This is a genomic window from Halorubrum coriense DSM 10284, from assembly GCF_000337035.1.
In the GTDB taxonomy this organism is placed as follows: Archaea; Halobacteriota; Halobacteria; order Halobacteriales; family Haloferacaceae; genus Halorubrum; species Halorubrum coriense.
In genome coordinates this window covers 1-11,723 of record NZ_AOJL01000029.1, presented here as the reverse complement: position 1 = coordinate 11,723, position 11,723 = coordinate 1, and the positions used below count along the sequence as shown (strand labels likewise).

General features: G+C 66.1%; 9 protein-coding genes. 5 read left to right on the top strand and 4 right to left on the bottom strand.

All coding sequences use genetic code 11. From position 1 onward, the window contains the following. Positions 1-65: 65 nt before the first annotated feature. On the bottom strand, positions 66-1,823 hold the full coding sequence (locus tag C464_RS07180; RefSeq protein ID WP_006112972.1) for an ABC transporter substrate-binding protein: 1,758 nt from the start codon (positions 1,821-1,823) through the stop codon (positions 66-68). A gap of 695 nt (positions 1,824-2,518) precedes the next feature. Between C464_RS07180 and C464_RS07175 the strand changes: the two genes are divergently transcribed. From C464_RS07175 to C464_RS07155, 5 genes are read left to right on the top strand one after another with little or no spacing between them, the layout of a single operon-like run. Next, positions 2,519-4,417 carry an ABC transporter substrate-binding protein gene (locus tag C464_RS07175; protein WP_006112971.1) on the top strand — a complete coding sequence of 633 codons (1,899 nt, stop codon included), beginning with the start codon at positions 2,519-2,521 and terminating at the stop codon, positions 4,415-4,417. Between the two features lie 41 nt (positions 4,418-4,458). Then, a complete protein-coding gene (locus C464_RS07170) occupies positions 4,459-5,433 on the top strand; it encodes an ABC transporter permease (protein WP_049910942.1) in 975 nt (324 codons plus the stop codon). A gap of 14 nt (positions 5,434-5,447) precedes the next feature. Next, the gene (locus tag C464_RS07165) at positions 5,448-6,632 is read left to right on the top strand and encodes an ABC transporter permease (protein WP_006112969.1); all 1,185 of its coding nucleotides are present in this window, start codon (positions 5,448-5,450) and stop codon (positions 6,630-6,632) included. Further along, a complete protein-coding gene (locus C464_RS07160; protein ID WP_006112968.1) occupies positions 6,632-7,696 on the top strand; it encodes an ABC transporter ATP-binding protein in 1,065 nt (354 codons plus the stop codon). Before C464_RS07165 ends, C464_RS07160 begins: the two co-directional genes overlap by 1 nt. Continuing rightward, entirely contained in the window at positions 7,689-9,023 is a 1,335-nt protein-coding gene (locus C464_RS07155; protein ID WP_006112967.1) for an ABC transporter ATP-binding protein, read from the top strand. The genes C464_RS07160 and C464_RS07155 overlap by 8 nt, the downstream gene beginning before the upstream one ends. A 27-nt stretch (positions 9,024-9,050) precedes the next feature. On the opposite strand, the gene C464_RS07150 is transcribed toward C464_RS07155, so the two are convergent. The 3 genes from C464_RS07150 to dnaJ all read right to left on the bottom strand — a co-directional run bounded on the left by C464_RS07150 (position 9,051) and on the right by dnaJ (position 11,434). Continuing rightward, on the bottom strand, positions 9,051-9,803 hold the full coding sequence (locus C464_RS07150; protein ID WP_006112966.1) for an acyl-CoA synthetase family protein: 753 nt from the start codon (positions 9,801-9,803) through the stop codon (positions 9,051-9,053). Positions 9,804-9,888: 85 nt separating this feature from the next. Next, positions 9,889-10,209 carry a cupin domain-containing protein gene (locus tag C464_RS07145; RefSeq protein WP_006112965.1) on the bottom strand — a complete coding sequence of 107 codons (321 nt, stop codon included), beginning with the start codon at positions 10,207-10,209 and terminating at the stop codon, positions 9,889-9,891. Between the two features lie 73 nt (positions 10,210-10,282). Further along, positions 10,283-11,434 carry a molecular chaperone DnaJ gene (gene dnaJ / locus C464_RS07140; RefSeq protein ID WP_006112964.1) on the bottom strand — a complete coding sequence of 384 codons (1,152 nt, stop codon included), beginning with the start codon at positions 11,432-11,434 and terminating at the stop codon, positions 10,283-10,285. Between the last annotated feature and the right edge of the window lie 289 nt (positions 11,435-11,723).

Here is an 11,723-nt window from a genome sequence, read left to right as displayed (position 1 = left end):
GTTCAGTTGTCAGTAAATGGGGCGAAGTCATTTGTTGTATCGAAACGGGGTGTCCGCGGAGCGCCTTAGTTGTCCGCGGCGACTTGTTCGAGCAGCTCTTCGGCGCGTTCGACGTTGTACTCGTTCATCGGCTTGAGCTCTTCCTCGAGCGCGTCGGCGTCGGCGGTCCCGCTACCCTGCGCTAGCTGCGGGATGGGCGTCCACGCCGGGCGACCGTAGCCGCTGAACACGTTCTCGACGATCCGTTCGCGCGGGATCAGGTGGTTGATCGCCTGCCGGAGCCGGGCGTCGTCGAACGGCGCGACGTTGACCGGGTACTGGATGTACTCGTAGCCGCCGGTCTCGACGCCGTAGACGAGGAACTCCTCGGAGGACTTGAAATCGTCGAGCGTCGACGTGTTCAGCCCGTACGTGGAGTCGATCTCCCCGTTCTGGAGCGCGCCGGAGCGGGTGGAGTTGTCGGGGACGATCTCGACCTCGAAGCCGTCGATGACGGGGCCGTCCGGGAACTCGTCGGAGCCGTCGAACCAGCTGAACGCCTCGCTGACGCCCTTCTGTTCGGTCCAGTAGTTGTCGAACTTCGTGACCTCGTAGTACTGGGCGTCCTCGAACTCGGCGAACTCGTAGGGGCCCGTACCGACGGGGAGATTACCCTCGCGCGGGTCGATGTTGCCCTTCTCGACCGCCTCGATCTGCGAGGCGTTGAGGATGAGCAGTCCGGGGAGTTCGCGCTCGGCCTCGGCGTCGGGGACCTGCGCGTACAGGTCGACCGTGTACTCGTCGACCTTGACCGCGGTCAGCAGCGAGTCGAACGTCTGCGGGGCCAGCACGGAGTTCTCGACGTACTCGTAGGTCGCGACCACGTCGTCCGCGGTGAGTTCGTCGCCGTTGTGGAACTCGACGCCCTCCTGGAGGTTGTACCGGTACTGCATGCCGAAGGTCCCGTCCTCGGCCGCCGCGGTGGCGTCGTCGGGGAGCAGCACGCGGACCTCGTCGTCCTCGGCGGGGCTGTCCTCGGGGTGCTGCATGACGACCTGCTCGTCCGTGTCGATGGCACCCTCCTCAGTCGTGCCGACGGTCGACATGTAGTCCGCGTACGCGATCCGTTCGATGCTGCTCGTGTTGAGCAGCTCGTAGCTCTCGGCGAGCCACGGGTAGACGTTACCCTGCGCGTCGTTGTCGGTGAGGCTCTCGAAGAGGAAGTTCTGTGCCAGCGTCGACGTCGTGTCGCTGCTGTGCGGCGGGTCGAACGACTCGATGTTCGCGCCGAACGCGAGCGAAAGCGTGCCACCCTCGCTGAGGTCCGAGAGTTCAGAGTCGCCCGCGGCGTTGTCGCGGTCAACCCACATGATCTGCTCGTCCTGAGGCGCGAACATGTTGTAGCTGTACATCCCATCTTGGAAGGGCCACATCTCGAAGCCGTGGAGGTCGGTGTTCGAGACGGACGTGGCGAGGTTGAAGTGAGTGATCGAGCTGTATCGCTCCTCGGCCAAGTAGTTCCAGACCTCGTCGTACCGCTCCGCGCGCAGGTCGGCGTCCTCGGCGACGTCGACGCCGTACCGGGCGGAGTCCATCAGCTCGTCGATCTCGGGGTCTGAGATCCCGTTGAGGTTACAACACGCCCCGATGTTGGTCGAGTGGTGGAGGGCGTTAGAGAAACTCCCCGGGTTGAACGTCCCGGATAACCCGATACAGGGGATGAACCCGTTGTTCTGGTACTCGGGGTCGAGGACGCGGCCGACGTACGTGTTCCACTCGTACGTCTCGACGGTCGTGTTGAAATACCCGGTCTGCTCCATCGACTCGGCGATCAGCTCGACCATCTGGAGCCGGTCGCTGTTGTCGGCGTTGACCTCTAGCTGAACGTCGAGGGGGAAGAGGTTGCCGCCGTCGCCACCGTCACCCCCGTCGCCGCCATCACTGCCGTCGCCGCCGGACTGCCCGCCGCACCCGGCCAGGCTGGCCGCCCCGGCTGCCCCGATGGTGGCGATGACGTTCCGGCGATTTATCTGTCGATTGCTGTCCGATGAGTTGTGCCGGCTTGGCATACAACATGCTACAACTGACTACTATAATATGTTGCGATACGTTGGTGAGCGGCATCTAGCGCGTATAATTGGACAAAATAGATTTATACACCGACAATGATTTCGAACTACGAACGTTTCGGTCCACAGGGTGACAATGAAACATGAACAATGATTATGGATTGAAACAATATTTGCGACTTGAGCTGCGGTGGCGCTGCCGTCTCTCCTCTCGTGACGGCACTCGCTGTTCGTCGGACGCTCGTTGAGGGTGGTGGTGTCGCTCTGGAAGCGGTGAGCGACGACTGCGCCGACGCGCGCTTTGGGGCAGGCGGTCCTGTGCCGACAGCGTGGGAATATCTCATGCGATCCGACTCCGGAAATGTCAGACAGACATCACGGAGCGCCCAGATCAGAGTAAACTCGACAGATTTGACGGAGATATGGTACGGAGTCTGAAGTTTTTAGTATGGTCGTTCGTAGCATGGTGTATGTCACGTCGAGACATAGAGGATCGCGACGACTCCCGGCACGTCGACCGGCGGCAGTGGCTCTCTGCGCTCGGCCTCGCCGGCGCGGTGACGCTCGCGGGCTGTTCCGGAAACGGGGGCGACGGTGGCGACGGCTCCGACGGTGGCGACGGCTCCGACGGCGGGGAGAGCCTCACGCTGCCCGACTTCCCGGAGTTTGGCGTCGACGACCTCTACGGTCGAGATGTCGCGCACACCTTGGCGGAGCGCGCGTTCGAGGAGTCCGAATACGACTACAGCTTCGACGGGGACACGATGGTCAACCCCGACGGAGACCAGGTCGAGATCAACATCTATCACAGCGCAGGTCAAGAGACCTCGCAGCTGACCGCCGACTTCATCGCTCAAGAGCTCGGGCAGAACCTCGGCATCAGCGTCACCGTCGAGGCCATCGACGGCACGCGGTTCAACAACGAGTACTGGACCCAGCCGGAGCCCGAAGGAGGGACCGACACGGTCAACGGCGAGGAGGTCACCTGGGAGAACCCGACGCCGCAGAACCCCGGGCCGCGCTCGGTCACGAGCAACGAGTCGTGGGACATGTCGATCGTGTTCGGGCTGAACACCTACCCGCTCAACCCGCTCACAAACTCGGTGTTCTTCGACGGCGCGAACCCGTTCTACAATCCGGTCGGCTACTACCCGCAGTTCGACGCGCAGGAGCTGTTCTCGCAGGCCCGGCAGGCGACAAGTACCGACGAACTCCGTGAGGCGTTCGTCGAGATCTTCGAGAACCTCGCGTACGAGCAGCCGTACATCACGCTGCTGTTCAGCGACGACATCGTCGGCTACAACCCCGACCTCGAGGGGCCGATCGAGAACTTCTCGAACGGTTGGGACCTCCCCGCGTGGTACGAGGGGGAGTCGAACGTCAGCGGCTCCTACGACACCGTCACCTCGGCGCGGTTCACCACGCTGAACCCGCTATTCAACACCGAAAACGGCGCCGGGGAGGCGATAGAGCGCGCCCTCGATCCGGCGTACACCTTCGACGAGGAACAGGAGTACTTCCCGCTGCTGTATGATATGTCCACCGAGGACGGGGAGGTGTGGACGTTCGACATCCGGGAGAACCTCCAGTTCAGCGAGCCGTACGGACAGGTCACGGCCGAGGACTTCATCTACCTCGTTCAGGAACTCCACCAGGCTGACTGGGCGCCCACCGCGGCGTCGAGCAGCTGGGACGGCGTGACGGTCGAACAGACCGGCGAGTTCCAGTTCCAAGCGACGCTGGAGTCGTCGAATATCCTGTGGCCCAAGACATACGACCCGACCCTGTACCCGATCCCGAAAGACCTCGTCCAGCCGTACGTCGAGGAGGAGGACGTCGAGGGGCTCCAGCAGGACGAGGAGCTGCTCGAACTCCAGTTCGCGGGCAACCTCGGGCCGTTCGAGCTCACCGAGTGGAACCGCGGCTCGGGCACCGAGTACGTCCGCAACGACGAGTACTACCTCCGCGACATCGACGAGGGTCCCGACCTGTTCTCCGAGGGACCGCTGTTCGAGGAGGCCTCGATCAGCGTCGTCCAAGAGCAGGCGTCGCGTCTCGGCGCGCTCGAAACCGGCGAGGCTGACTCGGCGGCGATTCCGCCCGAGCAGTACGAGTCGTACAATCAGAACGACAACGTCACGGTCCGGCAGGTCCCCACGCCGTACAACACGATACTCTCTGTGAATCAGCGCGCGAACGGCTGGAACGCCGGCCCGGGGAACCTCTTCCAGCTGGTTCCCTTCCGGCAAGCGCTGGCGGCGGCGATCAGCAAGCAGGACCTGATCGACGGCGTCTATCGCGGACTCGCCTCGCCGCACTTCACATGGCAGCCCCGCTGGTCCGAGTTCTATCCGGTCTCGGACGAGTAAGCCCGAACCACCCCGTACTCACCTCACCATTATAACCTCACATGGGATTTGGAAGGTACCTCAGCGCTCGGGTCCTCTGGGCAGGAGTCGTATCGCTCATCATCGTCACGGTCACGTTCCTGATGCTCGCGGCCGCCCCGAACCCGGCCGTCCGGCAGGCGGCGACGCAGGCGGCGCTCCAAGGCGGCGACCCGGCGGCGGCCGCCGAGCGCGCGCGCGAGCTGCGCGGCCTCAACGAGCCGCTTCACGTCCGGTACTTCGATTTTATCCAGAGTGTGTACACGCTCGACTGGGGTTGGTCCGTAAGCCGGAGCCAACCAGTCATGGAGGCGGTCACGCAGGCGCTGTACTATACCGCGCAGTACTCGATCCCTTGGACGATTCTCACGATCATCCTCGGGCCGCTCGTCGGCGTCTACTCCGCCGCGAACATGTACAGCTGGAAGGACCACGCGGCCACCGGATTCGCCTTCTTCGGCTACGCCATCCCGAACTTCTTCTTCGGGATCATCCTGCTGCTGGTCTTCGGGGTGTGGCTAGAGTGGATCCCCATCACCTACAACACGGGCGTGCCGGTGTTCAGCGTGGAGAACGCGATCCAGTTGGCGATCCCGGTGTTCGTGTTGGTCACCGGGTCGATCGGCGCGGTGATGCGCGTCTCCCGGAACGAGTCCGCGGAGTTCCAGAACGCCGACTTCATGAAGACCGCGAAGGCCAAGGGAGTTTCCCCGCTCCGCGCGTACGCGTACCACGTCATGCGGCCGACGCTCGTCCCGCTCTCGACGACGCTCGTCGGGCAGCTCCTCGCGCTGTTCCTCGGCGCGTCGCTGCTCGTTGAGGTCGTGTTCGCGATTCCCGGGCTCGGACGGTTGACCTACGAGGCACTGATCGCACAGGACACGAACCTCGTGTTGGGGACGACGCTGTTCTTCACGTTCGTCGCCGTCATCGGAAACCTCATCGAGGACCTCGTGTTCACCGTGCTCGACCCGCGGATCAGCTACGATGACAGGTAACACAACTGAGACCAATGGCAACTGAAGAGTCCGAACGGTTCGACCAAGTCGACTGGAACGACCTCTCGCGGTCGGGACGGTTCGATCTGTCGATCAACTCGCTCGGGATGCTGCTGACAACGCTCCCGCTCGCGTTGCTCGGCGTGTACGACTGGCAGTTCACCGGCCGCCGAACGCCGACCTTCGAGTTCATCGGCCTCGACCGGGGTCTAGAGACGATCGACTTCTTCTTCATCTTCACGCTGTTGCTCGCGTTCTGGTACCTCGTCGTGCCGCTGTACCAGAACCCGCGGATGACGCGGTACTACTGGAAAGAGTTCAAGCGCAATCGTCCGGCGGTCGTGAGCCTCGGCTGGCTCGCGATCGTGTTCGTCGGCGGGCTCTTCGGGCCGCTGATCATGGACCCGCCGCAGCAGGAACTGCTCATCGCCTACCAGCCGCCGGTGTTCACCTCGGTCGTCGACACGACGCCGGCGACCTGCGTCGGCGAGGTGGTGAGCGGGCAGTGTCAGGGCACGTGGCAACACCCGCTGGGAACCACGCAGGGCGGGAAAGACGTGTTCACGATGATCGTCTACGGGATGACGATCAGCATGCAGATCGCCTTCATCACGACGACCATCGTCGCCGTGATCGGGGTCACGTTCGGGACGCTGAGCGCGTACGCCGGCGGCTGGGTCGACGAGGTCATGATGCGGTTCGTCGACATCATCCTCTCGTTCCCGACGTTCCTGATGTTCCTGCTCATCCTGTACATCTACGGCGGCGGGCTCGGGATGTTCATCGTGGTGTTCTCGCTGTTCGCCTGGGGCGGCATGGCCCGGTACGTCCGGAGCAAGTCACTGTCGATCTCCGAGGAGGAGTTCATTAAGGCGAGCCGGATCAGCGGCGCGAGCACCTACCAGGTGATCCGGGGACACGTTGTGCCGAACGCGGCGAGCAGCATCATCACCAACCTGACGCTGCTCATCCCCGGCTTCCTGCTGTTCGAGGCGCAGCTGGCGTTCCTCGGGATCGGCGACTCGGCGGTCCCCTCGTGGGGGCAGCTCATCTCCGCCGGTCGGAGCGACCTCTCGTTCGCCCCGTGGATCGTGCTCGCGCCCGGTATCGTGCTGTTCTTGACCATCCTCGCGTTCAACTTCCTCGGCGACGCGCTGTTGGACGCGCTGAACCCCGAAGCGGAGGCGGAGAACGCATAATGGCCGACGATCAGTCACTACTCGAGGTCGAAGACCTCACGACGACGTTCAGCACCGACAACGGAACCCTCACCGCGGTCGACGGGGTCGACTTCAGCGTCGACACCGGCGAGACGGTCTGTATCGTCGGCGAGTCGGGGTCCGGGAAGACCGTCGCGACGGAGTCGGTCACCAAGATCATCAAGACGCCGCCGGGACAGATCGAGGGCACCGTCCGCTACAAGGGGCGCGACCTGCTGTCGCTCCCCGAGTCGGAGCTCCGTCAGGTCCGGGGCAACGAGATCGCGCACATCTTCCAGAACCCGCAGGAGGCGATGAACCACTGCTACACCGTCGGGTGGCAGATCACCGAGGCGCTCCAGATCCACCAGGACGTCTCCGACGACGAGGCCCGCGCGAAGGCGGTGGACCTGTTGGACCGCGTCGGGATCGCGAACGCGAGCGCGCGGTTCGACGACTACCCGCACGAGTTCTCCGGCGGCCAGAAACAGCGCGTGATGATCGCGATGGCGCTCGTCGGCGACCCCGACCTGCTCATCGCCGACGAGCCGACGACCGCGCTGGACGTCACGGTTCAAGCGCAGATCCTCCGACTGCTCGACGACCTCCAAGACGAGTTCGACATGGGGATCCTGTTCGTGACCCACGACCTCGGCGTCGTCGCGGAGATCGCCGATCGGATCGTCGTGATGTACGCGGGGAAGGTGATGGAGCGGGGCGACGTCCTCGACATCTTCGACCACCCGGGACACCCGTACACCCAGCAGCTGTTGGAGTGTCTCCCGGAGTTCGGGGCCACGGGCGGCGGGATACCGGGAACGCTTCCCGACCCGCACGACCCGCCGGACGGCTGTCGGTTCGCCCCCCGCTGCGAGTACGCCGAGGAGGCGTGCCGAACCGGCGAGCAACCGGCGGAGATAGAAGTCGCGCTGGACCAGCACGTCTCCTGTGTCCACTACGGACCGGGCGGAAACCCCTCGATCGTTCGCAGCGAGGGGCTCGGACCGGGCGACGAGAGCGGGTCGGTCGGCGGCGACAGCGAGGTGGGTCCCGCCGATGACTGAACCGCTGCTCTCCGTCCGCGACCTGAAGAAGCACTACCCGATCCGGAAGGGGATCTTCAACCGACAGGTCGGGGCCGCCCGCGCCGTAGACGGGATCAGCTTCGATATCGCGCCGGGGGAGACGCTCGGACTCGTCGGCGAGTCCGGTTGCGGGAAGTCGACCGCGGCGAGTTCCGTCATCCACCTAGAAGAGCCGACCTCGGGAGAGGTCATCTTCAACGGGAACGGTCGCGAAGGTGCGACCCGCGATCCCGACGGAACCCACCCCAACGACGTGACGGCGTTCGACGACGACGAGCTGATGGAGTTCCGTCGGGGCGCACAGATGATCTTTCAGGACCCGTCTTCGAGCTTCGACCCGCGGATGTCGGTGGGGAACGCGGTCGGCGAACTCCTCAAAGTCCACGGGATGAGCGACCGCCACCGGCGTCGCGCCATCGTCGAGGACCTGCTCGAACGCGTCGGGCTCTCGGCGAACGACTTCGACCGCTACCCGCACGAGTTCTCCGGCGGCCAGAAACAGCGGATCGCGCTCGCCCGGGCGCTCGTGTTGAACCCGGACCTGATCATCGCCGACGAGCCGGTGAGCGCCCTCGACGTCTCCATTCAGGCGGAGATCCTCTCGCTGATCGACGACTTCCAAGAGGAGTTCGGGCTGTCACTGCTGTTCATCAGCCACGACATGTCCGTCATCCGCCAGATATGCGACCGCGTGGCCGTGATGTACCTCGGCGAGATCGTCGAGATCGGTCCGGTCGAGGAGATATTCACCGACCCGCAACACCCGTACACCGAGGCGCTGTTGTCGTCGATTCCGACGCCGGACCCGCGCGCGAGCGTCGGCGGCATCGAACTGAAGGGGACCGTCCCCAGCCCGACGAACCCGCCGAGCGGCTGCCGGTTCCACACGCGGTGTCACAAGGTGATCCAGCCGGAGGGCGTCGAGGTCGATCAGGACGACTGGCGGGGACTGTTGAACTTCCGCGACAACGTCAATGCCGGGGAGGTCGACGTCGAACAGGTTCGAGAGAACGTCGCCGCCGGCGGAACCGACCCGACGGAGTCGGAGGTCCGAGCCGAGATCCGCCGTGAGTTCGACATCAGCGAGACGGTCGACGATCCGGACCTCGAACGGACGCTCTCGGAGGCGCTCGACCTCCTGATCGAAGGCGAGTCGGAGCGTGCCGGAACCGTCCTGTCGGACGCGATCACGACGCCGTGCGCCCAGCGCCAGCCCGATCGGACGGTCCACGCCCCCGATCACGAATCCGCCTGTCTCCGGCACGAGGGACGGGCGGCCGCCGAGCCGAGCCCCGCGGACGACTGACTCGGTCCCGGCCGGAACCGGGGCCGTTCACTCGGCCGTCGGCGCGATCGACGCCGGATCGAGCCGCCGCGGCTCCGGCACGCTCGCGGCCGCCGGGGCGATCGCCACGTTGCCCCGGGAGTCGTCGCCCGCCGCTTCTCCGTCGTTCGCCGTCGCAAGCACCGCTGTCCCGCCGACGGAGAGCGGGGCGACGAGCCCGGCGGCGAGCGCCGGGTGGTCGGAGAAGGGCCCTCTGAGAACCACTCGCGTCTCCTCGTCGATGTCGGCGGCCTCGACCGCGGCCGCGGCGAGCGAACACAGTTCGCGGTGACTGACGTCCCCGTCAGCTTCCCGGGCGACGGGATCGTCCGGGGCGACGTCACTGGGCGGCATACCCGGGTTCTCGCTCCACAGCTCCTGCTCCCAGTGCGTGGTTTCGGGGCGGTCCGGCGGTCCGCCGAACGCGGCGAGGTTCGTGCCGGGCGTCGGGTCGAACGCCGCGGCGGTCGCGACCGGAGCGAGGACGACGCGGTCGCCGGCGTCGATCCCCGCCGCCGGGTCGAACCGAACGGGCGCGCCGACGGCGGCGGCGCCGAGGAACGCGAGGGTCGTGTGAAACCCCGGCGTCGGCTCGACGGCGACGGTCGCGCCCGTCCGGACGCCGAGGTACCGGAGCACGTTCGCCGCCTTGTAGCCGTTCGTGATCAGGTCGTGGTATGTCCGCTCCCGACCGTCCGGCGTCACGAGCGCCAGGTCGCGGGTGCGTCGGTCGCGCGCGAGGAGATCGCCGACGAGGTCCATGTCTGATCTTCGGACGCCGCGCGTCTTAACGCTACGGCGTCGCGGGGCCGACCCCGCGGTCCGGCCAGAGGGAGTCCGGTTACCCTCAGGGCGCGCCGGCGATGACCATCTTCGAGCCGTCGGCGGAGAAGGCGAGGTCGCGGGCGGACTCGGGGTCGACCCGCACCGCGTCGCCGGGGGCGAGGTCGACCGCGTCCCCGTCGACGGTGAGCGTCGCCTCGCCGTGGAGCAGCACGTACACCTCCTCGTGGTCGGCGTCGCCGTGGTCGTGTTCCATCCCCTCCCAGCCGTCGTCGGCCTCGACGACGGTCACGCCGAGGTTCTCGCAGTCGAGCGCCTCCCGGAGGAAGAACATCCCGGGCGCGCGCGGTTCCACGTCGTCGTAGGCCGTCGTGTCGTAGCCCATACGTCGGCCGTCGTCCCGGAGGGCTGAAAAGCTACGCGCCGCGGAGGGCGACGGACCGAGCCGCGAACGCCGCTCAGAAGGAACTCTTCAGCTTCTCGAAGAAGCCGCCGCCGACGTCGATGTCCTCGCCGCCGGCCTCGGCGAAGGCCTCCAGCGCCTCGCGCTGTTCGTCGTTGAGCGACTCGGGGACGACGACGCCGACCTGAACGTAGAGGTCGCCGCGGCCGCGGCGGCGGAGCCGCGGCATCCCCTTCCCCTGAAGCCGGAACGTCTCCCCGCTCTGTGTGCCGGCGGGAACGTCCATCTCGACGGTCCCGTCCACCGTCTGTACACCGACCGTGTCGCCGAAGACGGCCTGCGGGAAGGAGACGGCCTCGTTGACGCGGAGGTCGTCGCCGTCGCGCTCGAACCGGTCGCCGACGTCGACGTCGACCTCGATGAGCAGGTCGCCCTTCGGGCCGCCGTTCTCGCCCGGCGCGCCCTCGCGCTCCATGCGGAGGCTCTGTCCGGAGCGGATGCCCGCCGGAATCTCGACCGACAGCGTCGCCTCCTCGCGGACGACGCCGTCGCCGCCGCAGTCGGCGCAGTCCTCGCTGTACAGTTCGCCCTCCCCCTCGCAGCGGGGACACGTCGTCGTCTGCTGGACGCGCCCGAGCGGCGTCTGCTGGACCTGCTGGACCTGTCCGCGGCCGTTACACTGCGGACACGTCTCCACGTCAGCGTCCGGGGGGTGGCCCGCGCCGCCGCAGGTGTCGCACTCGGTCGGTCGCGTGAGCGTGACCTCCTTGGTCGCCCCGTGGAACGCCTCTTCGAGGTCGATCGTCAGTCCGGTCTTGAGGTCGCGGCCCTGCCGCGGCCGGTTGCCGCCGCCGCCACCGCCGCCGAAGAACTGGTTGAAGATGTCCTCGAACCCGCCGGCTCCGCGTGCCCCGCCGGCGCCGCCGAAGGGACCGCCGGCCCCGCCCGGACCGGCACCGCCGCCGGTCGCGCCGCGCTTGTCGGCCTGGGTGAACCGCTCGTGGCCCATCTGGTCGTACTGCTGGCGCTTCTGTTCGTCGGTGAGCACCTCCTTGGCCTTCTGGATCTTCTTGAACCGCTCCTCGGCGTTCTCGTCGTCGCTGACGTCGGGGTGGTGTTCGGCGGCCTGCTTGCGGTACGCCTTCTTTATCTCTTCCTCGCTGGCGTCCCGCGACACGCCGAGGACGTCGTAGAAATCTTCGCTCATGCGTTACGTTCGGTGAGTTGTGTTGATCGACGGGTCGGTTTAAGCGGCAGGGTCGGGAGTTCGAGAGTCGGGTCGGAGTAGGTTACTCCTCGTCGTCTACGTCACCAGAACTGCGGAGCAGTTCTGGTCGGCTGACGAGAACGACTACTCGTCGTTCTCGTCAACGTCTTCGAAGTCGGCGTCGACGTACTCCTCGTCGTCGGCGTCGGGACCGGCACCGCCGGGGCCCGCCGCGCCGCCGGGACCGCCCGCGCCGCCCATCCCCTGTCTCTTATACACATCTCTGATG

What these genes read in the sequence shown, in the direction of transcription:
- C464_RS07180 (WP_006112972.1), bottom strand. Translation starts at nt 1,823, where the DNA reads ATGGTCGAGCTGATCGCCGAGTCGATGGAGCAGACCGGGTATTTCAAC.
- C464_RS07175 (WP_006112971.1), top strand. Translation starts at nt 2,519, where the DNA reads ATGTCACGTCGAGACATAGAGGATCGCGACGACTCCCGGCACGTCGAC.
- C464_RS07170 (WP_049910942.1), top strand. Translation starts at nt 4,459, where the DNA reads ATGGGATTTGGAAGGTACCTCAGCGCTCGGGTCCTCTGGGCAGGAGTC.
- C464_RS07165 (WP_006112969.1), top strand. Translation starts at nt 5,448, where the DNA reads ATGGCAACTGAAGAGTCCGAACGGTTCGACCAAGTCGACTGGAACGAC.
- C464_RS07160 (WP_006112968.1), top strand. Translation starts at nt 6,632, where the DNA reads ATGGCCGACGATCAGTCACTACTCGAGGTCGAAGACCTCACGACGACG.
- C464_RS07155 (WP_006112967.1), top strand. Translation starts at nt 7,689, where the DNA reads ATGACTGAACCGCTGCTCTCCGTCCGCGACCTGAAGAAGCACTACCCG.
- C464_RS07150 (WP_006112966.1), bottom strand. Translation starts at nt 9,803, where the DNA reads ATGGACCTCGTCGGCGATCTCCTCGCGCGCGACCGACGCACCCGCGAC.
- C464_RS07145 (WP_006112965.1), bottom strand. Translation starts at nt 10,209, where the DNA reads ATGGGCTACGACACGACGGCCTACGACGACGTGGAACCGCGCGCGCCC.
- dnaJ (WP_006112964.1), bottom strand. Translation starts at nt 11,434, where the DNA reads ATGAGCGAAGATTTCTACGACGTCCTCGGCGTGTCGCGGGACGCCAGC.